A 22,204-nucleotide genomic window follows, 5' to 3' on the forward strand; every position below is an offset into this window, starting at 1 on the left:
GCGCGACCCCCGGCGTTAGGAGAACGGGCGGCGGCGGTCGATCAACCGGGACAGCCGTCCCCCGCCGCGCCAGGCCCGCGCCACCAGATCCGCGTCGTCGTCGGTGACCAGGTTGGCCATCACCCGCACCGCCACCCGCATCAGCAGCGTCGAGCGCATCGCCAGCGGGCCGGTGGCGGGCAGGAACCGGGGGAACGTCAGCAGCAACGCCAGTCGCCGGGCGACCGAGAAGCCGCGCGCGTAGTGGGCTGCCAGCAACTCCGGCCACGCCTGGGTAAGGTCGGCGCCGCCCGCATTCTCCAGTAGCTCGACGGCCAGCCGCCCGGTCTCGAGGCCGTAGTCGATGCCCTCGCCGTTGAGCGGGTTGACGCAGGCCGCGGCGTCGCCGATCAGCATCCAGTTAGGCCCGGCGACACCCGAGACCGCGCCGCCCATCGGCAGCAGCGCGCTGGCCGGCGCACGCACCGGGCCCTCGAATCCCCACTCCTCGCGACGCAGGTCGGCGTAGTAGGACATCAACGGCCGCAGCGCCACATCGGCGGGCCGTTTGACGGTGGCCAGTGCGCCGACCCCGATATTCACCTCGCCGTTGCCCAGCGGGAAGATCCAGCCGTAGCCCGGCAACACCTCGCCCTCCGGGGATCGCAACTCCAGATGCGATGTCAGCCACGGTTCGTCGCTACGCGGTGAGGCCAGATAGCCGCGGGCGGCCACCCCGTACACCGTCTCCTGGTGCCACTGGCGACCCAGCACGCGGCCCAGCGTGGAGCGGGCTCCGTCGGCAACGATCAGCGCCGTACAGGCGATCTCCGTACCGTCGGCCAACACCACCGAGCGCACTCGTCCGGCCGCGTCGTGGTGGGCGCCGACGGCCTTGACGCCCAATAACATTCGGGCACCGGACTCCTCGGCGACCTTGCGGATGCGTTCGTCGAGTTCGGTACGCGGCGCCGCGCTGCCGGTTGACGGGAACGAGGGGCCGGGCCAGTCCACTTCGATCTCGCCGCCGAAGCCGGCCATTCGCAGACCCCGGTGCCGGATATGGCTGTCCAGCCACTCACCAAGCCCCAGCAACTCCAGCTGTTCGACCGCCCGCGGGGTCAGTCCGTCACCGCACGGCTTGTCCCGCGGGAACGCCGCGGAATCGATCACCAGCACGTCGCGGCCCGCTCGCGCCGCCCAGGCGGCTGCCGCCGACCCCGCCGGCCCCGCACCGACTATCACCACCTCGGCCACCGTCTCAGCGCTGGAATTCACACTGACCAGTATGTTGGAGCCGTGAGGACACCGGCGAACGTGGTGGCGGGGTTGGATTTCGGCGGCTTGGGTGACCCGGGTTTCGCGGACCGGGTCCGCGATGGGGTTGCCCGCATCGAAGAGCTGATGGACACCGAGTTGCGCGGTGGAGACGGCCTGATGACAGAGGCTGTGACGCACTTGTTCGACGCTGGCGGAAAGCGGTTCCGTCCGCTGTTCACGGTGCTGTCGGCGCAGCTGGGGCCCGAGCCGGATGCCTGGCAGGTGACGGTGGCCGGTGCGGTGATCGAGCTGGTGCACCTGGCGACGCTGTACCACGACGACGTGATGGATGAGGCGCAGATCCGCCGCGGGGCGCCCAGCGCCAACGCGCGGTGGGGCAACAACATCGCGATCCTGGCCGGTGACTATCTGTTCGCCACCGCTTCACGCCTGGTGTCGCGGCTGGGTCCGGATGCGGTGCGGATCATCGCCGAGACCTTCGCCCAGCTGGTGACCGGACAGATGCGCGAGACGCGCGGGGCGGCCGAAGGTATGGACTCGATAGAGCACTACCTCAAGGTCGTCTACGAGAAGACGGCCTGCCTGATCTCGGCGTCGGGCCGCTTCGGTGCGACGTTCTCCGGTGCCGACGACGGTCAGATCGAGCGACTGGCCCGGCTGGGTGGGATCGTGGGCACCGCCTTCCAGATCTCCGACGACATCATCGACATCGATTCCGATCCCGATGAGTCCGGCAAGCTCCCCGGCACCGATCTGCGCGAGGGCGTGCACACCCTGCCGGTGCTCTACGCGCTGCAGGAGACGGGTGCCGACGCCGAGCGGCTACGAGTGCTGCTGGCCGGCCCCGTCACCGAGGACGCGGCGGTCGAGGAGGCGCTGGGGCTGTTGCGGGCGTCGGCCGGCATGGTCAAGGCCAAGCAGACGGTGGCCGACTATGCCGCGCAGGCCCGCGCGGAGCTCGCTGAGCTGCCCGAGTGCGTCGGTCGCGCGGCATTGGCCAGCCTGGTCGACTACACCGTCAACCGGCACGGCTGACCACGATTGCGGAACTCGTGCGCCCCCGGCGGCGTTTAATGAGCACGATGGTCGTTCTCCAAGGAGGAAGTCGATGACCTGGCACCCGCACCACAACACGGCGAAGACGTTCTTTCTGCTGTTCGTGATGTCGGCGTTGATCGTCTTGGTGGGCCGGGCGTTCGGACCGCAGATGATGTGGGTGGCGGTGCTGTTCGCCGTGGGGATGAACGCCTACACCTACTTCAACAGCGACAAGCTGGCGCTGCGGGCGATGCGGGCCCAGCCGGTGACCGAGGTCCAGGCGCCGGAGATCTACCGGATTGTGCGGGAACTGGCCACGACCGCCCACCAGCCGATGCCGCGGCTGTACGTCAGCGACACCAACGCGCCCAACGCCTTCGCCACCGGCCGCAACCCGCGCCACGCCGCGGTGTGCTGCACCAGCGGAATACTGCGGCTGCTCAACGAGCGTGAGTTGCGCGCGGTGCTTGGTCATGAGCTGTCGCACGTGTACAACCGCGACATCCTGATCTCGTGTGTGGCTGGCGCACTGGCCTCGGTGATCACCGGTTTGGCCAACATGGCGATGTTCATGGGCAACCGCCGCGACGGCAACCCGTTGGCGATGCTGCTGGTCGCCTTGGTGGGGCCGTTGGCGGCCTCGGTGGTGCGGATGGCTGTGTCCCGGTCGCGCGAGTACCAGGCCGACGAATCCGGTGCCGTGCTCTCGGGTGACCCGTTGGCGCTGGCGTCCGCGCTGCGCAAGATCTCCGACGGTGTCCAGGCCGCCCCGCTGCCGCCCGAGCCGGAACTGGCCAGCCAATCGCACCTGATGATCGCCAACCCGTTCCGCGCGGGGGAGAAGGTCGGTCAGCTGTTCGCCACCCACCCTCCGATGGCCGACCGGATTCGGCGCCTGGAGGACATGGCCCGCGGCTAACGCGGTCCGCCTGCTGGCCCCCGCACCCCATCTGCCACTTTCGCACCCGCGCTTGGGGATAGATGTCTTGTCGAATCGGATAGCGCATGCGCTACTACCGGGCATGAACCATTACACCTACCGCGCCGAATGGTCTCGCGAGCACGACGAATACGTCGGCCGCTGCCTGGAACTGCCCTTCTTGAAGCATTGGGCCCCGACGCTGCGGGAGGCTATCGCCGGTGTTGAGCAGGCCGTCGATGAGCACCTGGCCGAGTCTGAGGGCGATGACCTACCGCCTCCCATCACCGACCGGAACTTCAGCGGCAACTTCGTGGTCCGTACCTCACCGTCGCTGCATGCCCGGCTCGCCGTCGAGGCCGCTGACCAGCACGTGTCAATGAACCACTGGATCGTGCAGAAGTTGGCCGACCGGCCGCCGAGCAGCCTGCTCGACTGGTGATACCGGATGCGCTATCCGATTCGCACTCATCTCACCCCCGCCGCGATGGTGCGCACGAGGCACACGGGTCGGCTGCGTCCGCCGTGGAGTCGGATTCGCTGGGGACCAGCACCGTACCGCCGGTAGCGCAATGCTGCCGCAGCCAATCTTCAAGGGCCTGCTCGGCGGCGTGATCGATGTAGGTGGTCTTGATGGCGAGCGTGACGTGCGTGCCGGCGGGAATGTGTGCCAGCACATTGGTCAGCCGGGGGAGCGCCAGGAAGGTGCACGCCCCGGACACGGTCACCAGCCACTCGTCGTCCCTGCCCACGGCGGTGATCTTCATCCGGATCACCCGCCAACCGGTCAAGGCCATCGCCAGCACCAGCCCGATCAGCACCCCGTGCAGCAGGTTGAGGAACACCACGCCGGCCACCGTCGTCACGTAGACGACGAGATCGCCGCTGCGCCAGGCCGTCTCGATGTGAATCATCTTGATCAGTTGAACTCCGACGGTGATCAGCAGGCCTGCCAGCGCCGCAGTGGGAATCTGCTGCACCAAGCCCGCGAACGGCAGAGCGAACAGCAGGATCCACACGCCGTGCAGGAAGGCCGACGCCCGCGACTTAGCGCCGGCGTTGACGTTGGTGGCGCTGCGGACGATCACCCCGGTAATCGGCAGCCCGCCCAGGAAACCCGAGGCGACGTTTGCCGTGCCTTGCCCGATCAGTTCGCGGTTGAAATTGGTACGCGGCCCGGTGTGCATCCGGTCCACCGACACCGCCGAGAGCAGGCTCTCCACGCTGGCGATCAACGCCACGGTGACCACCCCGACGAAGGCGGCAGCCCAGTTGCCCTCCGGCAGCGCGGGCAGCTGCACGGCATCCAGCAGTGATCCGTCCAGGGTGATGCGACGCACCTCGAGCGAGAAGACCAAGGACAGCACCGTTGCTCCGGCGATTGCGACCAGCGGCCCGGGGATCCGGCCGAGCGGACCCGTCACCGATCGCCAGGCAAGCATGATGATGATCACCAGGATGCCCAGGATCGGCTCGGCCCCATGAGACTCGATCAGCCCCTCCGGCAGGTTGGCGAGGTTTTCCCAGGCCGAACTCGCCGAGCGGCCGCCGAGTAGGACGAGCAGCTGCTGCAGGGTGATCGTGATGCCGATGCCGGCCAGCATCGCGTGCACCACGACCGGCGAGATCGCCAGCGCGGCCCGCGCCACCCGGCTCAACCCCAATAGGACCTGCAGCACCCCGGCGCCGACGGTGATAGCGCAGGTCACCTTCCAGCCGAAGCGCCCCACCAGATCCGCGACGATGACTGTCAGTCCGGCCGCCGGTCCGCTGACCTGCAGCGGTGACCCGCCCAGGGCGCCGACGACGAGCCCGCCGACGATTGCGGCGATCAGACCGGCCAGCACCGGTGCGCCCGAAGCCACGGCGATACCCAGTGACAGCGGTAGAGCGACTAGAAACACCACCAGGGAGGCAGGCAGGTCATACCGCAGAATCGAGCGGGACCAGGCTGTTCGTGATTTGAGGCGTGATTTGACGTTGGCTTGCGCGGTCAGCATCCGGTAGTTCCCCTGCCCTCATAAGATATTGCTGAGATGCAGAGAAGTTATTCATGTCTTATTGCCAAAGGCGTAATGCGACATGTCCAGGAAGTAAACACAAGTTACACATTCGGAGCGAACGCACAGGAACCATACAGTTAGAAGCCAGAGCCGGTGACCTCATGCCCGGGCGCCTCGGCGATCAGGCCACGGTAGGCCTGCTCCACCGTCGAACCGTGGTTGATCACGCCGTCGACCTCGCGTGCGATCGGCATGCTCAGCCCATACTGCGCGGCGAACTTCATGATCACGCTGGCGGCCCGCACACCCTCGGCCACCTGATTCATCGACGCGATGATCTCGTCGATCGGCTTGCCGGAGCCCAACTGCTCGCCGACAAAGCGGTTGCGGCTGCGCTGGCTGGTACAGGTGACGATCAGGTCGCCCATCCCGGCCAGGCCCGCGAAAGTGTCGCGGGCGCCGCCCATCGCCTCGCCGAGCTTGGACATCTCGCGCACTGAACGCGACATCACCATCGCCCGGGTGTTCTCCCCGATTCCCAGCGAGTAGCCCATGCCGACCGCGATCGCGTAGACGTTCTTCAATGCGCCGGCCATCTCGACCCCGACCACGTCGTCGGTGGTGTAGACCCGGAATCGCTTGGTGCGGAACAGCGACGCCAGCTCGCACGCCAGGCCCGGGTCGGGCATGGCCAGCACCGCCGCCGCGGCATAACCCTCGGCGACCTCGCGGGCGATGTTCGGGCCGGCCAGGATGCCGGCCGGATGCCCGGGCAACACCTCGTCGACAATCTGCGACATCCGCATGTTGGTGCCCTGCTCGAGACCCTTGACCAGCGACACCACCGGCACCCAGGGGCGCAGCTCGGTGGCCAACTCCTCGAGCACTCCGCGGAAGCCGTGCGACGGTACCGCCATCACGACGACGTCGGCGCAGTGCGCGGCTTCGGCGAAATCGGTGGTGGCGCGCAGCGTGCTGGACAGTTCCACATCGTTGCCCAGGTAGCGGCTGTTGCGGTGGTTGTCGTTGATGTCGGCGGCGGTCGCCTCCGATCGCACCCACTGCAGCGTCGGCGCACGGCGCGAGCAGATGGACGCCACCGTGGTACCGAACGATCCGCCTCCGAGCACGACGACATTGGGTGTACGAGTAGCAGCAGGCATGAGCGACAGCGTATTGCCGTCGTCACGGCTGTACCCCCGGTTTGTGAACATGTCGCCTAAACGGCGGACCAGCCCCCGTCGACCGAAAGCGTGGTGCCGTGGATATTGGCGGCGTCGTCGCTGGCCAGGAACACCACGGCGGCCGCGACCTCGGCCACGGTGCTCATTCGCCGCGACGGAATCCGGGCCAGCACGGGTGCCACATGCTCTTCGAACTCCGCGCCGCGTTCGGTCCGGATCGGTCCGGGGGCAACGGTATTGACGCGCACGCCGGAGGGGCCGTATTCGTCGGCCCATGACTTGGTCAGCGAGTGGACGGTGGCCTTGGTCGCGCTGTATAGCGCTGAATTCGCCGACCCGATCAGCCCGCTGATCGAACCGACGTTGACGATCGCGCCGCTGCCGCGCTGTGCCATCGCGGGCGCGAGCGCGCCGGTCAGCAGGAACGGGGCGAACACGTTGATCGCGAACGCGTCGCGGATCTGTTGCTCGGGAACCTCCGCGGTGGGCGTCGGCATCAGCAGCATGGCTGCGTTGTTGACCAGGATGTCGATCGCACCGCCAACGGCGGCTGTTGCCTCGGCGGCCAAGCGGGTGACCTCCGCTCCGCCGGCACCCAGATCGGCGCCGATGAACGCAGCGCGGCCACCCGCTGATTCGATGCGCTTCACCACATCGGCTCCGCGTTTCGGATCGCGTCCGCTGATGAGGACCGACGCGCCGGCCTCGGCCAGCGCGGTGGCGATGCCGGCCCCCAGTCCGGCGGTAGAACCGGTGATCAATGCTGTGCGGCCTGCAAGCCGCGTACTGTTTGGACCCATGAGTCCAGATAGTTCACCTATCAAAATGGACCCGCAAGTCCAGAAATTGACCAGCAAAGGGGCGGCCACCCGCTGGCGGATCATCGAGGGCGCCGCCGCGGAGATCCGCACCGCCGGGGTCTCGGCTACCACGCTCGATGACATCCGGGCGCGCACCCAGACCTCCAAGAGCCAGTTGTTCCACTACTTTCCCGGCGGCAAGGAACAGTTGCTGCTCGCCGTCGCCGAACACGAGGCCGAGCTGGTGCTGGCCGACCAGCAGCCCTACTTGGGCGAGCTCACGTCCTGGGCGGCCTGGCAGCGCTGGCGTGACGCCGTGGTCGACCGCTACCGCCGACAGGGGCAACACTGCCCGCTGGCGGTACTGATGTCCGAACTCGGGCGGACCACGCCCGCGGCCCAAGCGGTCACCTCGTCGCTGATCCGGCAGTGGCACGCCGAGATCGCGGCGGGGATCCGCGCCATGCAACAGGGCGGCAAAATGGCGGGGCGCATCGACGCCGACTCAGCGGCAGCCGCCCTACTGGCGGGCATCCAGGGCGGCGTCGGCATCTTGCTCGCCACCGGTGATCTCGGCTTCTTGGAGGCCGCCCTGGACCGCGGCATCGCCGCGCTACGTGCCGAGACGTGACCTATCCGGCCAGCGGGATGGCCTCCCCGGCCCGCCCGAACACCATTGATTCGGTGATCTGGTCGAACCGGAAGTCCAGGGCGTCTGCGAAGTAGTTCTGCCGCACATTCCAGGGTCGTTTGGTGCCGGAGCGCGGCAGCGCGTGCGGCGCGCGCAGCACATAGCCGGCCTGGATATCCCACGCCGACTTCTCGGCCATCGGCTCGTCACCCAGGTGCGGGTAGGCGTGGGTGTAGCCGCGAGAAGTCATGTACGCCAGCAGTTTGGCGGTGGCCCGGGCGGTGATGTCGGCCCGCAGCGTCCAGGAGGCGTTGGTGTAGCCGACGCACCAGAACAGGTTCGGCACGTCTTCGAGCATGTGCGCCTTGTAGACGAATCGGTCGGTGGACTTGATCTCGGTGCCGTCCAAGCTGATCCGCACCCCGCCGAGCGCCTGCAACTGCAGGCCGGTGGCGGTGACGATGATGTCGGCATCCAGATGCGCCCCGGACTGCAAGGCGATCCCGGTGGCGTCGAAGTGGTCGATCCGGTCGGTGACCATCTCGACGCGCCCGGCGCTGATCTCGGCGTACAGATCGGCGTCGGGAATCAGGCACAGGCGCTGGTCCCACGGTTGATACGGCGGCTTGAAGTGAGTGTCCACGGGATAACCCGGCGGCAGATTCTGCACAGCCGTGCGACGCAGGATCCACTTCAACAGCGGGGGAGTCTTGCGGGCCAGGAACCAGACGTAGCCCTCGAACAGGGCCATCACAAACCGGATGATCGGGTGACCCACCTTGCGGGGCAAGAGCTTTGCGACCACGTCAACGAAGCGGCTGTACATGCTCGCCGAGACCAGATAGGTGGGCGTGCGCTGCAGCAGGGTCACGTGACCGGAGCGCTGCGCCAACGCCGGCACCAGGGACATCGCAGTGGCGCCGCTGCCGATCACCACCACCTTCTTGCCGGTGTAGTCCAGATCTTCGGGCCAGTGCTGAGGATGCACCAGCGTCCCCGCGAACGTCTCCGATCCCGGGAAGTCTGGGGTGTAGCCCTCGTCGTAGTTGTAGTAACCGGAGCCGAAGAACACGAACCGGCCGCGGTAGGTCCGCTGCGTCCCGTTGTCGTCCGCCGTCACCGTCCAGGTGTCGGTCGCCGAATCCCAGTCGGCCGCGGTGACGTGGTGGTTGAACCGGATGTGGTCGTCGATGCCGTGCTTGCGCGCGGTGTCGGTCAGATAGTCGCGGATCTCGTCGCCGTTGGCGACCCGTTCGCGGCGGGTCCACGGTTCATACGGCAGGCACAGCGTGAAGATGCTGCTGTCCGAGCGCACCCCGGGATAGCGAAACAGGTCCCAGGTCCCGCCGATGCGCTCACGCCGTTCCAAGATGACGTAGCGGGTGCCGGGGTTGCGCTCGGCGATGCGATACGCCGCGCCGATACCGGAGATGCCGGCTCCGATGATGACGACGTCCACGACCTCTTCGGTAGTCACGAGCCCCAGCCTAAGCACGCAGCGGCGGCCGGACCAGCGGTACCGGTTACCGGTAATTCACGAACTGCAAGGCCACATCCAGGTCGGCGCCCTTGAGCAGCGCCTGGACCGCCTGCAGGTCGTCGCGCTTCTTCGAGGACACCCGGATCTCGTCGCCCTGGACCTGGGACTTGACGCCCTTGGGGCCCTCGTCGCGGATCAGCTTGTTGATCTTCTTGGCGTGCTCGGCGTCGATGCCCTGCTTGAGGCTGCCGCTGACCTTGTAGGTCTTGCCCGACGGCTGCGGGTCCCCGGCGTCGAACGCCTTCATGGAGATGTCGCGTCGGATCAGTTTCTCCTTGAACACATCGACAGCGGCCTTGACCCGCTCCTCGGTGGAGCTGACCAGCTCGATGTTCTCCTCGCCCTTCCAGGCGATGGTGGTGTCGGTGCCGCGGAAGTCGAACCGGGTGGCCAGCTCCTTGGCGGCCTGGTTCAAGGCGTTGTCGACCTCCTGCCGGTCGACCTTGCTGACGATGTCGAACGATGAGTCCGCCACGAGACCTGTCCTCTCCTTGAGTTGTGCTGGCCGTTTGTGTCTGAGGTACATCCTCGTTGTAGTCTGCTAGGCGCACTACGGCAGGTTGCCCGAGCGGCCAATGGGAGCGGACTGTAAATCCGTCGGCGGAAGCCTACACAGGTTCGAATCCTGTACCTGCCACACCTGATCAGGCCCCCTTTCGAGGGGGCCTGATTGTTTTCACCGAGAACTGGCCGGCCTGATCCCGTGGTGTAGTTCGGCGACGTCGGGGTGGGCCCGGGTGCGGGACTTCCACGCGTTCTCACCGTAGGTGTCGAAGATGGGGTTGTCCGGATCGGTCTCCACACCCCGCGCCAGCACTGCGAGCTCAGCGGGCAGGGTGATGCGCGGAACGGTGGCATCCAGGGCCGGGTTGAGAAAGTACGGAACAGATATCCGGTCGGTGCCGGGCCCAGGCGAGCGCACCCGGTGCCGGGTGGCCCGCAGGTAGCCGTCGGTCGCGACTTCGAGCAGTTCGCCGATGTTGACGATGAAGGCACCGGCCAGCGGGGGAACATCGACCCAGTCGCCGGGTGAGATTTCCACTTGAAGCCCTTCGGAATCCGGCTCGACGAGCAGCAGGGTCAAGACGCCCGAATCCTTATGAGCGCCGACCCCTTGGCCAGCCTGCGGGCTTGCCGGATAGCGAACGACCTTGATCAGGGTCGCCGGCGATGCGGCGAATGCGTCGTCGAACAGGTCTTCGGCGGCTCCCAACGACGCCGCCCAGTGCCGGAGCAGTTGCAGGCCCACCGAAGACAGCGATCGGTCCCACGCTTCGAACGCCGAGCGGAAGGCTGCGGGCCGCGCGGGCCACAGGTTCGGGCCCTGCAGGTGCCAGTACCCCTCCGCTGCGGGTAGAACCGGACGTTCAGGGCCGATGTCGATCTGCTCTCGCCAGTCGACACGCCCGTTCGTCAGCTCTCCGCCCAGACGTGAATAGCCCCGGAAATGCGGGCTTTTCAACTGGCTGATCTGGTTCTTCTCCGCCTCGGGCAGTCCGAAGAACTGCCGGGCCAGCTGGAGGATCTCGGTGCTCTGCTCCTCGGGTATGCCGTGGCCGGTGAGGTAGAAGAAGCCGCAGGTGTGCGCGGCCTCCCGTAAGGCCAGACGAAACACCGCGGTGTCGGTATCGGCGTCGGCCAGGTCCAGCACAGGCAGCATCGGCCAACCGCCTACAGGTCGCCGGAGAAGTCGGCGGTCAGCCAGCGGTCGGGCCGGATGGTGAAGAGCACGCTGGATGCACCGTCCATGTTGGCGGCGAATGCCCGGCCGCCTTCTTGGCCCAGGTAGCGGATCGCGATGGCCTCGCGCTGCGGCAGCGGAGCCGGCGTGACCGCATTGACCACGGTGCCTTCGACGATCACATATTGGTAGGGCAGTTCTTCGCGCTGCACCACCAGCGTCACCGCACCGGCCTGCTCGATGAGCTTGGCTTTTCGTCGGCCGGCGCCGGTATTGACCAGGATGTCGCCGCCGGGGGTGTAGTCGTACCAAATCGGGACGCTGGCCGGCGGGCGGCCATCGGCGGCGGCGACGGATAACACGGCCACGTGCTTGTCGGCGAGAAACTGCTGGCGTTCGTTCTCGGTAAAAGGTTTGGGCATACCGGGTCGAACAGTGCGGGGCTGGGGGCTATTCCACTTACACTCCGGCGATGTCTGCCGAGAAGGAGCCCGGAATGCCCGTAGCGGATCTCGTCGTCATCGGCACGGTGCTCACCGTCAATGACGCGCAACCGACCGCCGAGGCGCTGGCCGTCGCCGACGGGCGCATCGTCGCGGTCGGCGACCGCAAGGACATGGACGGCCTCATCGGCCCTGACACCCGGGTGCTCGACATCGGTGACGGTTGCCTATTGCCCGGTTTCGTCGAGGCGCACGGGCATCCCCTGATGGAGTCGGTCGTGCTGTCCGGCCGGATGGTCGATATCCGGCCGGTCACCCTGACCGATGCCGACGCCGTTGTGGCACTGATCCACCAGGAGGTCGCCGCCCGCGGCGCCGACGGGGCCTACGCGATCGGCTGGGACGCGCTGCTGCAGCCCGGGCTTCCCGAACCCACCCTGGCTTGGCTGGACGCCGTCGCCCCGGAGCACCCGCTGGTGATCGTGCACAACTCGGGCCATAAGGCGTACTTCAACGGTGCGGCCGCCCGACAGGCCGGGCTGAGCCGCGACACCCCCGACCCGATCGGTGCGAAATACGGCCGCGACGCCACCGGCGAACTGGATGGGACCGCCGAGGAGACCGCGGCGCTCATTCCGCTGCTGGGTAAGGCGATGCTGCCCGGCGACGCCCCGGCGATGCTGCGCGCCGAATGCGCGCGGCTCAACCGGGCCGGCCTGACAACTATTTCGGAGATGGCGTTTTCGCCGCAGTTCCGGCCGCTGGTTGAGCACCTGCGCAACGAGCTGACCGTGCGGCTGCGCACCTACGAGATCTCCAACGAGGCGTTGCACACCGATGCTTCGCCCGGGGACGGCGACGACATGGCGCGCCAGGTCGGGATCAAGATCTGGGTGGACGGCTCACCCTGGATCGGCAACATCGACCTGTCGTTCCCGTACCTGGACACCGACGCCACCCGCACCATCGGCGTCGAGCCCGGATCGTGCGGGCACGCCAACTACACCGGTGCGGAACTGACCCGCATCGTCGAGGCGTACTTCCCACGCGGCTGGCAGATGGCCTGCCATGTCCATGGCGATAACGGGGTCGACACCATCCTCGATGTCTACGAGGACGTGCTGGCGCGGCACCCGCGGCCCGATCATCGGCTGCGCCTCGAACACGTCGGCGCCATCCAGCCCGCGCAGTTGCGCCGCGCCGCCGCGCTGGGCGTCACCTGCAGCCTGTTCGTCGACCACCTGCACTACTGGGGTGATGTTCTGGTCGACGGACTGTTCGGCGAGGAACACGGCTCGCGGTGGATGCCGGCGGCGTCCGCCGTCGCGACGGGTATGCGCATCTCACTGCATAACGACGCGCCGGTCACCCCCGAAGAGCCGTTGCGCAACATCAGCGTCGCCGCCACCCGGATTGCGCCCAGCGGGCGGGTCCTGGCGCCCGAAGAGCGGCTCACCGTCGAGCAGGCGATTCGGGCGCAAACCCTCGACGCGGCCTGGCAGCTGTTCGCCGACGAGGTGACCGGCTCCCTCGAGGTGGGCAAGTACGCCGACCTGGTGGTGTTGTCGGCCGACCCCCGCACCGTCGCCCCGGAAGCGATCGCGGATCTAGAGGTGCGCGCCACCTTCCTGGCCGGCCGCCAGGTGGTCTGAAACGACAGGCCATCCGGCCATTTACAGGAGATTTAGGGGTCTAAAGTCCCCTAGCGGGCTCAAGGCTGGTAAGGCTAACCTTCGTTGCATGAGCCTGCCGATGCCCGACCGCAAAACCGCTGATCTGCCCGGCCACTGGCTGTTCGCCCGCCTGGGCAAACGGGTGCTGCGGCCCGGCGGGCTGGAGCTGACCCACCGGATGCTGGCCGATGCGCAGCTGGCCGGCGCCGACGTCGTAGAACTCGCACCCGGCATGGGGCGCACCGCGAAGGACATCCTGCAGAACAGCCCCGGCACCTACACCGGCGTCGAGGCCGATGAGAACGCTGCCGGCGTGGTCCGCTCGGTGGTCGGCGAACGGGGACGCGTGGTCACCGGCGAGGCATCGAAGACCGGCCTGGACGCCGACAGCGCCGACGTCGTCATCGGCGAAGCGATGCTGACCATGCAGACCAACGCGCACAAGGCCGAGATCATCGGGGAGGCCTACCGAGTGCTGCGCCCCGGCGGCCGCTACGCCATTCACGAGATGGTCCTGCAGCCCATCGACGTGCCCGAGGCCGTCAAGGACGAGGTCCGCACCGCGCTGGCCCGCTCCATCAAGGTCAACGCCCGCCCGCTGACCGCCGCGGAGTGGACCGAATTGCTCACCGAGGCCGGCTTCACCGTGGAGAAGATCTCGTATGCGCCGATGGCACTGCTGGAGCCCCACCGGCTGATCGCCGACGAGGGTCTGGTCGGGGCGCTGCGTTTTGTGTTCAACGTGCTGCGCGATGCCGACGCCCGGGCCCGGGTGCTCAACATGCGCGCGACGTTCCGTCGCCACCGCAACAACATGGCCGCTATCGAGGTGATTGCTGCCAAGCCCGCCTGACCGCGCCACCTCTGCCACCTCTGCGCCGAGCCGGAATCTGGCGACGCGACACGCCAGTTGGGCGTCGCCAGATTCCGGCTCGCGGCATGATGAGCCCATGACAACCCGCGACCGCGACGATTCGGGCCGCCCCCGTAACGCCCGCCCGCGTGATCGGCTGGGCCGCCCGCTGCCCCGCGGCAGCCAGGGCGGGGTCGAAGGTGTTCCCGACGACCTCGATCTACCGCCGACCCAGATGCTCGCCTATGCGCAGCTGTTGCTGGACGATGGGCTGGCGTTCAACGCCCACGAGGTGCTGGAAGCCGCCTGGAAGCATCGGCCCGCCGCCGAGCGTGAACTGTGGCAGGGCTTGGCGCAGCTGGCCGTCGGCGTCACCCACGTGCAGCGGGGCAACGTCGCCGGCGCGGTCAGTCTGTTGCGCCGCGGTGCCGAACATCTGGCGACGGTGGCGCCCCCGGCCCCGTTCGGGATCGATCTCGCCGGATTGCTGGGCTTCGCCGCGCATTTGGCCGACGACCTGGCGGCCGGCGTCGAGATCGCCCCGCAGCGGCTGCATCCGCGGCTGGTCGCGTGAGCGCCCCGATTCGCTGGACGCTTGCCGACGGCCGCGACCTCTTGTTCTTCGCCCTGCCCGGCCGTGCCCCGGTGCCGGTGGCAGACCTGCGGCCGCTGTCGCCTCGTGACCCCGAGCCGTCGCAGTTGCGCTTCGACCGGACCACCGGCCAGTGGGTGATCATCGCCGCGCAGCGCCAGGACCGCACCTACAAGCCCCCCGCCGAGGCCTGCCCGCTGTGCCCGGGACCGAGCGGTGAGACCAGCGAGGTGCCGGCGCCCGACTACGACGTCGTGGTCTTCGAGAACAGGTTCCCGAGCCTGGCGGGATTTCGGCGCGATAATGACCGATCAGCGGGAGAAACCGCGCCGAATTCGTTCATCTCGGCCCCCGGCAACGGCCGTTGCGAGGTGATCTGCTTCTCCGCCGATCACACCGGTTCGTTCGCCGACCTGCCGGCGGCACATGCCCTGCTGGTGGTGCAGGCGTGGCGGCATCGCACCGCTGATCTGTTGGGCCGTGCGGGTGTCGAGCAGGTGTTCTGCTTCGAAAACCGCGGCGAGGAGATCGGGGTGACGCTGGCTCACCCGCACGGCCAGATCTACGGCTACCCCTACCTGACCCCGCGCACCGCCGCGATGCTGGATCAAGCGCGTGCGCATCGAGTTACGCACGGCACCAACCTGTTCGCCGATCTGTTGGCAGCCGAGCGTGCCGAGGGCACTCGGATCGTGGCGCAGACCGACCACTTCACCGCGTTCGTGCCGTTCGCCGCTCGTTGGCCGGTGGAGGTGCACCTGTATCCGAATCGGTGGGTGCACAACCTGACCGACCTGACCGATGACGAGCTCGACGACTTCGCGGCCGTCTACCGAAACCTGTTGGGTCGCTTCGACCGTATCTACGACGCCCCGCTGCCCTATATGGCCGCACTGCACCAGTACCGCAGCGACGGTGCGCAGGCCGACGGCTATTTTCACGTCGAGCTGATGTCGATCAAACGCAGCGCCACCAAGCTGAAGTTTCTGGCGGCCTCGGAGTCGGCGATGGACGCGTTCATCGCCGATGTCACCCCGGAGTCGGTGGCGGCTAGGCTGCGTGAGCTGTGATCACCTACTCCGCGCCGGGCCGGGTCAACCTGATCGGCGAACACACCGACTACAACGGCGGTTTCGCGCTGCCCATCGCGTTGCCGCAACGCACCAGCGTCACCTTCACCCCGGCCGAGACCGACACGCTCACCGTGCTCAGCGACCGCGCCGACGCACCGGTGAACATTCCGCTGAACACCACACCCGGGAAGACCCCCGGCTGGGGCGCGTATGCCGCCGGGGTGATCTGGGCGCTGCGAGACAGCGGGTTTGCGGTCCCCGGCGGAACCATGGATATCCGCAGCGACGTACCGATCGGCTCGGGCCTGTCGTCGTCGGCGGCGCTGGAATGCGCGGTGCTCGGCGCCTTGGCCTCGGCCGCTGGGCTGAACATCGATCGGATCGAGCAGGCCCGGATCGGCCAGCGCGCCGAAAACGACTATGTCGGGGCGCCAACGGGGTTGCTGGATCAGCTGTCGTCGCTCTTCGGGGAGGTGTCCAGCGCGCTGCTGATCGACTTCCGCGATGTCGCCGTACACCCGGTGCCATTCGACCCGGACACTTCGGGGGTGACCCTGCTGCTGCTCGACTCCGGGCAGCGGCACGGCCACGTCGACGGTGAATACGCTGCCCGGCGCGCCTCGTGTGAGCGGGCCGCCGCAGCATTGGGAGTCGCATCGCTGCGCGAGGTCCAGCACCGCGGTGTGGAGGCGCTGGATGTGCTCGCCGATCCGGTCGATGCCCGGCGCGCTCGGCACGTGCTGACCGAGAACGAGCGAGTGCTGGATTTCGTTGCGGCGTGCGCCGAGCTGGATTTCGCCTCGGCCGGAGCGTTGTTCACCGCGTCGCATGCCTCGATGCGCGACGACTTCGAGATCACCACCGAGCACATCGACCTGATCGCCGACAGTGCGGTGGCCGCCGGCGCGCTCGGCGCCCGGATGACCGGCGGCGGGTTCGGTGGCTGCGTTATCGCGCTGGTGCCCGCCCAGCTCACGTTGAAGGTGGGCGACGCGGTGCGCGCGGCGGTCAGCGATGCCGGATACCCCGAACCGGAGGTGAGTCGGGTGTATGCGGCGGCGGGGGCTGGATAGCCTTCCGGCTCAGATCATTTCGTTTTCGGTCAGCCACCGCATCACCGGCCAGCCGATGAAAACCGGCAGCCAGCAGGTCAGGACCCGGTAGAGCAGCACGGACGGGACCGCCAGCGCGGCGGGCACACCGAACGCGGCCAGCCCACCGATCAGAGCGGCCTCCACGGCTCCCACTCCGCCTGGTGTCGGCGCCGCGGAGGCCAGGGTGCCACCGACCATCGTCACCACCGTGACCGTCACGAACGACGTGTTGCCGCCGAAGGCCTCCACGCTGGCCCACAGTGCCAGCGCCGCACCCAATGTGGTGCCGGCTGCCCCCAGCACGATCAACGCCAGCCGCTTGGGCTCGCGGGCCAGATCCATCAGGTCCCCGGTGACTTCCTTGAGGCGCGGCCGCAGCGCCGTGGTCAACCACCGGCGCAGGTTGGGTACCAGCAGCACAATGCCTGCCAAACCGAGCGCCACACCGGCGATCAGGTACAGCATGGTCGCGCCGGGTACGAAGTGGGACAGGTCCGTTGAGGCGCCCGCGGCGGTGGTGAAGATGACCAGCAGGATCACGTGCACGATCACTTGCACCGACTGCTGCAGCGCGACCGCGGCGGTGGCGCGCAAGGTGCTCAGGCCACCCTTTTGCAGGAATCGGGTGCTCAGCGCCAGACCGCCGACCCCGGCCGGGGTGGTGGTGGCCGCAAAGGTGTTAGCCACCTGCATGATCGCCAGATTGCGGAAGCTGACCAAGCCGTTGGCGCAGGCCCACAGAGCGCCCGCGGCGCCGACATAGGTCAGCGACGAGACGATCAGCCCGACCAGCGCCCACCACCAGTTCGCCTGCCGCAGTTGGGAGAAGAAGGTGGGCACCTGGCTGATGAAAGGGTAGGCCACATACACCAAGGCAACGAGCAGGATCAGCTGAATCAGCTGGCTGCGGGTGAACCGGGTGATGGTCTTGGTCTGGATCTGATCGGTGTTGGTCTGACGCTTGACTTCCTCGCGGGCGGCGGCGATCACGGTGCCGACATCGGGGACGGCACTGCGAAGCCGCGCGGGTACCGCGGATTTGGTGAGGCGTCGGGAGGCGGCCAGCACCGAGGTGCGGCCGAAGTACTCGATCGCCGCCTCCACCGCCGCGGCCGCGTCGTACAGCGATGATGTCGTCACCAGAAGCTGGGCGATGTCGGATTGCAGCTGGGTGTCGGTGGCGCCGTACTCGGCGTTGCCGAAGCCGCCGAACAGCACCTGGCCGGCATCGACGGTCATCTCCTTGGCGCGCAGGTCGCCGTGTGAGATCTGCTGGTCGTGCAGGCGCCGCAAGGATTCCCAGGGCTGGGCCACCGGCGTGGTGGCGGTGCAGTCAGCGATCGGCGTGCCCCGGGGCGGGGTGTGGGCGTACAGCGTCCAGCCCCGGTCGAGGGAGGCGACCGCGACGGTGTTGGTGTTGGCGAACCCGGCGTCGGCGATGGAGATCGCCATCAGTGCGCGATGCTCCACGGCCCGGTGCAGCGAGGCGTGCAGCGGCGCGGTCTCGGTGGTGCGCAATCGGAATTTGCGCCAGAGCTGGCGCAGCGCGCCGCCGCTGCGCTGGTTGGGGCCGTACAACTCGATGATCACCTGGTGGGCGCCGACGGTGGACAGCACCAGCGGGCCGGGCCCGGCCGGCCGGATGACGGCGAGTTCGGAGACGGTGTGACCGCGGCGGGCCAGGGCGCGGACAGTGCCGTCCAGCGGCACTTCCAGCGCGGGGGTGCCGACGATCAGGATCACCAAGGCCCCGACGAACCAGCCGACGGCCAGCCCCAACAGCGAGCGCGCCGGGACGATCGCGCTGACCACCAGGTGGATCGGTACGAACGCCAGCAGCAGTGCCCACCACCAGCGTCGCCAGCGGGCCGGCAGCCAGGGGCCGGAGACGGTGAGCATGGCGGCGAGCATGGCGATCCACCGCGGGTCATCGAGGAACTGCGCCAGCGTGGTGGCCAGCCGATCAGAGAGGTCGAAATGCCAGTTCGGTGCGGCCATGCCGGTGCTGCGGATCGACAGTGACACCACCGCGAGCAGTCCGGCCACGGCATAGGCTCCGAGCAGCTTCCATTGCTGGGAGACCACCAGCCCGATCAGAATCGCGAACGGCAACACCAGGATCGCGATGCCGTAGGCGAGGTAGACAAGGTTGGCGTGGACGGGCGAGAGCACCCCGACGATCTGGGATACCGACCGCTCGAGTGCCACCCACTCGTAGCGGGTGACCAACGAGCTGGTGATGACGGTCGCGAGGAAAAATGCGGCCAGCACCAGACGCAGAATGTCGTTGGTGCGTCGGGTCAGCGGCTGCAGCAGGTTGCCGGTGACGGCGACGTCGCGCCCCTCAACTCGCATGATCTCTTTCGGTCCGTCTCATGCCGCATCACGCGGCGGCTCGCCACAACTTAACCGGTGAGCTGCGGTATCACGGTGGATTGTCGGCGACATTGGGGCCGCGTCGGCCCGCGTGAGTCCCATGCGTCACACCCGTCACCACCGGGACCGGCATGAGGGGTGCCCGGCTTGCAGCGACGCGCGGTTCAGAGCGGGTAGCTGACCCCGGTCATCTTCTCCGACTCCTCCCACAGCCGCAGCCACAGCCGCTGATCCTTCGAGAGCTTGTTCGACGGGCACGGTCCCATCGCGCCGCGAGATTGGTTCAGCTTGGTGGGGCCCCAGTAGGTGTCCGGGTCGGCGTCGGGCACGGTCGCGGCAAACAAGGTCGACTCGGCGCCCCGCTCCGGCGGCTGGCCGACCAGCGGTAGGCCGTACTTGGCGATCAAGCCGACGACGGTCTTGTCGTTGTCGAACAGGTCGGTGGTCGACACCCCGGGGTGCACCGCGTAGGAGCGCAGCGGCGAGCCGGCCGCGACCAGCCGCCGCTGCAGCTCGCGGGCGAACATCAGGTTGGCCAACTTGGACTGTGCGTAGGCGAGGTTGCGTTGGTAGGGGCGGTGCTCGTAGTTGAGGTCGTCGACCCAGAACTTGGGGGTCTGCTTGTGCGCGATGCTCGACACCGTGACCACTCGGTCGCTGATCCGGTCCAGCAGCAGGCCGGTCAGCGCGAAGTGGCCCAGGTGGTTGACCCCGAACTGCGTCTCGAAGCCGTCCACGGTGCGCCGCATCGGGATGTTCATGATCCCGGCGTTGTTGACCAGCACATCGAAACCGCCCTGCTGCGTGGCGAAATCGCGCACCGAGGCCAGACTGCCCAGATCCAGCGCCGCCACCCGGACGTCACCGTCGATGCCGTCGGCGATCTCCTGGGCCTTGGTGGTGTTGCGGCAGGCCATCACCACGCTGGCGCCCTTGGCGGCCAGGGTGCGGGTGACGACCTCACCCAGACCACCGTTGGCGCCGGTCACCACGAAGGTGCGGCCGGACTGATCGGGGGTGTCCGCGATTGAAAAAGACATGCTGGTCACCGTACCTGCCGGTGGCGCTCACGCCGTAGCGCTGTTCGGTAGCCGGACAGCTCAGATGGTGTCTACCAGCGACAGGAAAATCAGTGCCCATGGCACGCCGCCGGCCAAGAGTGTCAGGCCGGATCCACCGACGGCCAGCCCCAGGCCGCGCCGGCGCGGTGACTGCGAGCGCAGCATCCACGCACCGATCAGCAGTGATGCGAACGCCGTGATGGTGAATGTGGCGGCGAACATGATGCGATATCCGGCGTGGCTGTCTATCGGAAAATGACCCAGTAGCCAGCCGACGCCGAAGGCCGTCGCGAACACGACCTGGACGACGATCGGCGCTGATCGGGTGGCCGTCCGCCAGACGTCGTTGTCCTGTACACGAATTCGTGCCCGCAGTTGATTGAACATGCCCGAGTCCTCTCAGTGCAGGTGCTGCAGCAGCTGGTAGATCACGGTGGCGGGGATGACGGTGACGGCGATGGTCAGGGGAGTTGCGAGGTAGCCGATGAGGATGCCGCGCCCGACCTGGCCAGCCTCGCCGGGCAGTTCGCGCATGAACAGTCCAGTCGGCACCACCACTACCGTTGCGATAACAAAGAAGAAAACGCTGGCGAACCAGAGCGGCAGCCAAGCCCACGTCGCAGTCTCAACGATCGCGATGGTCGCCAACGCGGCCAGGAAGCCGCGCGGTCCGTAGCGAGCTGCCGGGTCAGGGGTGGTCATGACGGCTCCTTCAACGGTGCTTAGCTGATTGGTCTCGACGAGACGAAAGGCGGAGCATAGACAGGCCCGAATTCGCGGGCCGTCGCATCGTCGAACGCGGCGAAGCGCGAACTGCCGACGCCGATCTCGTGGTGGATCGGCAGATTGGTGACCGGGCCCAACCAAGTGTTGCCGGAGTGTGCCGGATCGATCAACACCGTGCGGGTGCCGCCGCTCGGCAGATCCTGGTAGACCTCCAGCGACGGGTAATTGGTCCGTGTTCCGTCGATATAGACGCCGTCGTGTCCCGGAGTGAACACCAGATCGCCGTTGACGCTGAGCCGATTGTCGCGCAGTGGGCCGTGCGCATCCGTTGTGAAGCCGGGCACCAGCGGGTTCCCGGCGTCGTATTTGATGCGCACCGACCCGTCAGCGGCTTGCGCGATGCTGCCCTGGGGGACGCCGACTGCCACTTTTCCAGGGCCGCCACTGCCGTTGAGTTCAACCGACGGGTTCTGTCGCATCACCACGATTCCGTTCTCGTAGTCGATGTAGGTGGTGACCTTTGTGTCCTCGGGATCAAAGTGCGCATTAGGTCCACGATCGTTCCCAAAATCGCGAGAAAGTAAACCGCTCTTGACATCTCGCTGTGGGATCCATTGCGATGCACGCACAACTCCTTGCCCCGGCACCGGATCGATCCGGGCCACCCGAACCTCGGAGTTCACCCCCTGGAACTTGGAGTCGTAGGTGCTCGGGTCCAAGGCCGCCGCAGTAGCCCAGTCGGAGGCTGATACCGGGTCTCGCCCGAAGACCTCCCGGAAGGCGTCGATCTGGTTGAGCCGGCGTTCCTCATCGGTGGCCGGGCCTCGTTTGAAGGAGTGGTCTACAGCCTGGATGGTCGGCCGGTGCTCGACCGAGTAGCCGCCATTCAAGGTGCGCACCGACTGCGCGCGGGCCTGACTGTCAGCGGCGGTGTCGGCGATCACCTGGTGAATGTCATGGGTCTTGGCGGTCAAGAACCGCTGGAACTGCCGGGCTCCGGCGGGAGTGTCCAACGCGAGTGCGCGATGGTGGGCCAACGCCTCGCGGATCTCGGCCTCGATGCTGTCGAGACGCCGGTGTCCCTGCAGGGCTACCTGCGTGGCACCGCGCACCGTCGCCAGGAAGGCCCGGTCGGCCTGTACGGACTGCCGCAGTCGCCGCGCCAGGACATCCTCGCGTGCTCGCGCGGCATCGGCATGGGCGCCGAGTTCCTCGGGCATACCGGCGACGCTAGTTCAGTGACGATGATCCCGGTAT

Annotated in this window: 22 protein-coding genes and 1 tRNA gene; 10 read left to right on the top strand and 13 right to left on the bottom strand. The window is 67.6% G+C overall.

Annotated features, from left to right (window positions below):
- Nucleotides 1–15 precede the first annotated feature (15 nt).
- On the bottom strand, nt 16–1,236 hold the full coding sequence (gene menJ, locus RCP37_RS03000; RefSeq protein ID WP_308486915.1) for a menaquinone reductase MenJ: 1,221 nt from the start codon (nt 1,234–1,236) through the stop codon (nt 16–18).
- A 42-nt stretch (nt 1,237–1,278) separates the two neighbouring features.
- Here menJ and grcC1 point away from each other — a divergent pair, with 42 nt between their 5' ends.
- The 3 genes from grcC1 to RCP37_RS03015 all read left to right on the top strand — a co-directional run bounded on the left by grcC1 (nt 1,279) and on the right by RCP37_RS03015 (nt 3,659).
- The gene (gene grcC1, locus RCP37_RS03005; RefSeq protein ID WP_308485553.1) at nt 1,279–2,295 is read left to right on the top strand and encodes a nonaprenyl/(2E,6E)-farnesyl/geranylgeranyl diphosphat synthase; all 1,017 of its coding nucleotides are present in this window, start codon (nt 1,279–1,281) and stop codon (nt 2,293–2,295) included.
- Between the two features lie 73 nt (nt 2,296–2,368).
- Nucleotides 2,369–3,217 carry a zinc metalloprotease HtpX gene (gene htpX / locus RCP37_RS03010; RefSeq protein WP_308485554.1) on the top strand — a complete coding sequence of 283 codons (849 nt, stop codon included), beginning with the start codon at nt 2,369–2,371 and terminating at the stop codon, nt 3,215–3,217.
- A 103-nt stretch (nt 3,218–3,320) separates the two neighbouring features.
- Complete coding sequence (locus RCP37_RS03015; RefSeq protein WP_308485555.1) at nt 3,321–3,659, top strand: type II toxin-antitoxin system HicB family antitoxin; 339 nt, start codon at nt 3,321–3,323, stop codon at nt 3,657–3,659.
- A gap of 31 nt (nt 3,660–3,690) precedes the next feature.
- Here the strand turns inward: RCP37_RS03015 and RCP37_RS03020 are convergent, their stop codons facing one another.
- From RCP37_RS03020 to RCP37_RS03030, 3 genes are all read right to left on the bottom strand, one after another.
- Nucleotides 3,691–5,217, bottom strand: a complete 1,527-nt coding sequence (locus RCP37_RS03020) for a SulP family inorganic anion transporter (protein WP_308485556.1) — start codon at nt 5,215–5,217, stop codon at nt 3,691–3,693.
- Between the two features lie 140 nt (nt 5,218–5,357).
- Nucleotides 5,358–6,383 (bottom strand): NAD(P)H-dependent glycerol-3-phosphate dehydrogenase, encoded by a 1,026-nt coding sequence (locus tag RCP37_RS03025; RefSeq protein WP_308485557.1) that lies wholly within the window; start codon nt 6,381–6,383, stop codon nt 5,358–5,360.
- A gap of 56 nt (nt 6,384–6,439) precedes the next feature.
- Entirely contained in the window at nt 6,440–7,204 is a 765-nt protein-coding gene (locus tag RCP37_RS03030; RefSeq protein ID WP_308485558.1) for an SDR family NAD(P)-dependent oxidoreductase, read from the bottom strand.
- A 25-nt stretch (nt 7,205–7,229) separates the two neighbouring features.
- Here RCP37_RS03030 and RCP37_RS03035 point away from each other — a divergent pair, with 25 nt between their 5' ends.
- Entirely contained in the window at nt 7,230–7,835 is a 606-nt protein-coding gene (locus RCP37_RS03035; RefSeq protein WP_308485559.1) for a TetR/AcrR family transcriptional regulator, read from the top strand.
- A gap of 1 nt (nt 7,836) precedes the next feature.
- On the opposite strand, the gene RCP37_RS03040 is transcribed toward RCP37_RS03035, so the two are convergent.
- Together RCP37_RS03040 and RCP37_RS03045 are read right to left on the bottom strand one after the other, a co-directional pair.
- Nucleotides 7,837–9,321 carry a flavin-containing monooxygenase gene (locus tag RCP37_RS03040; RefSeq protein WP_373693153.1) on the bottom strand — a complete coding sequence of 495 codons (1,485 nt, stop codon included), beginning with the start codon at nt 9,319–9,321 and terminating at the stop codon, nt 7,837–7,839.
- Nucleotides 9,322–9,358: 37 nt separating this feature from the next.
- Nucleotides 9,359–9,850 carry a YajQ family cyclic di-GMP-binding protein gene (locus RCP37_RS03045; protein ID WP_067966930.1) on the bottom strand — a complete coding sequence of 164 codons (492 nt, stop codon included), beginning with the start codon at nt 9,848–9,850 and terminating at the stop codon, nt 9,359–9,361.
- Nucleotides 9,851–9,929: 79 nt separating this feature from the next.
- On the opposite strand from RCP37_RS03045, the gene RCP37_RS03050 reads away from it, so the two are divergent.
- A tRNA-Tyr gene (locus RCP37_RS03050) sits at nt 9,930–10,012 on the top strand.
- Nucleotides 10,013–10,051: 39 nt separating this feature from the next.
- Here the strand turns inward: RCP37_RS03050 and RCP37_RS03055 are convergent.
- Nucleotides 10,052–11,035, bottom strand: a complete 984-nt coding sequence (locus tag RCP37_RS03055; RefSeq protein WP_308485562.1) for an isopenicillin N synthase family dioxygenase — start codon at nt 11,033–11,035, stop codon at nt 10,052–10,054.
- 11 nt (nt 11,036–11,046) lie between these two features.
- The gene (locus tag RCP37_RS03060; RefSeq protein ID WP_308485563.1) at nt 11,047–11,478 is read right to left on the bottom strand and encodes a pyridoxamine 5'-phosphate oxidase family protein; all 432 of its coding nucleotides are present in this window, start codon (nt 11,476–11,478) and stop codon (nt 11,047–11,049) included.
- Nucleotides 11,479–11,552: 74 nt separating this feature from the next.
- Here RCP37_RS03060 and RCP37_RS03065 point away from each other — a divergent pair, with 74 nt between their 5' ends.
- From RCP37_RS03065 to RCP37_RS03085, 5 genes are all read left to right on the top strand, one after another.
- Nucleotides 11,553–13,151: an amidohydrolase gene (locus RCP37_RS03065; RefSeq protein WP_308486916.1), complete on the top strand. Its 1,599-nt coding sequence runs from the start codon at nt 11,553–11,555 to the stop codon at nt 13,149–13,151.
- A gap of 88 nt (nt 13,152–13,239) precedes the next feature.
- On the top strand, nt 13,240–14,025 hold the full coding sequence (locus RCP37_RS03070; RefSeq protein WP_308485564.1) for a class I SAM-dependent methyltransferase: 786 nt from the start codon (nt 13,240–13,242) through the stop codon (nt 14,023–14,025).
- A gap of 97 nt (nt 14,026–14,122) precedes the next feature.
- Entirely contained in the window at nt 14,123–14,599 is a 477-nt protein-coding gene (locus tag RCP37_RS03075) for a DUF309 domain-containing protein (RefSeq protein WP_308485565.1), read from the top strand.
- Nucleotides 14,596–15,687: a galactose-1-phosphate uridylyltransferase gene (gene galT, locus RCP37_RS03080; RefSeq protein WP_308485566.1), complete on the top strand. Its 1,092-nt coding sequence runs from the start codon at nt 14,596–14,598 to the stop codon at nt 15,685–15,687. Before RCP37_RS03075 ends, galT begins: the two co-directional genes overlap by 4 nt.
- Nucleotides 15,684–16,763 carry a galactokinase gene (locus RCP37_RS03085; RefSeq protein ID WP_308485567.1) on the top strand — a complete coding sequence of 360 codons (1,080 nt, stop codon included), beginning with the start codon at nt 15,684–15,686 and terminating at the stop codon, nt 16,761–16,763. Before galT ends, RCP37_RS03085 begins: the two co-directional genes overlap by 4 nt.
- Before the next feature lie 9 nt (nt 16,764–16,772).
- Here the strand turns inward: RCP37_RS03085 and RCP37_RS03090 are convergent, their stop codons facing one another.
- From RCP37_RS03090 to RCP37_RS03110, 5 genes are all read right to left on the bottom strand, one after another.
- On the bottom strand, nt 16,773–19,139 hold the full coding sequence (locus RCP37_RS03090) for a lysylphosphatidylglycerol synthase transmembrane domain-containing protein (RefSeq protein WP_308485568.1): 2,367 nt from the start codon (nt 19,137–19,139) through the stop codon (nt 16,773–16,775).
- A gap of 185 nt (nt 19,140–19,324) precedes the next feature.
- On the bottom strand, nt 19,325–20,200 hold the full coding sequence (locus tag RCP37_RS03095) for an oxidoreductase (protein WP_308485569.1): 876 nt from the start codon (nt 20,198–20,200) through the stop codon (nt 19,325–19,327).
- Between the two features lie 60 nt (nt 20,201–20,260).
- The gene (locus tag RCP37_RS03100) at nt 20,261–20,608 is read right to left on the bottom strand and encodes a hypothetical protein (protein ID WP_308485570.1); all 348 of its coding nucleotides are present in this window, start codon (nt 20,606–20,608) and stop codon (nt 20,261–20,263) included.
- Nucleotides 20,609–20,620: 12 nt separating this feature from the next.
- A complete protein-coding gene (locus tag RCP37_RS03105) occupies nt 20,621–20,923 on the bottom strand; it encodes a hypothetical protein (RefSeq protein WP_308485571.1) in 303 nt (100 codons plus the stop codon).
- A gap of 20 nt (nt 20,924–20,943) precedes the next feature.
- Nucleotides 20,944–22,167: a DUF4226 domain-containing protein gene (locus tag RCP37_RS03110; RefSeq protein WP_308485572.1), complete on the bottom strand. Its 1,224-nt coding sequence runs from the start codon at nt 22,165–22,167 to the stop codon at nt 20,944–20,946.
- Nucleotides 22,168–22,204 lie beyond the last annotated feature (37 nt).

Source organism: Mycolicibacter sp. MU0102 (genome assembly GCF_963378105.1).
GTDB classification, from domain to species: Bacteria; Actinomycetota; Actinomycetes; order Mycobacteriales; family Mycobacteriaceae; genus Mycobacterium; species Mycobacterium holstebronense.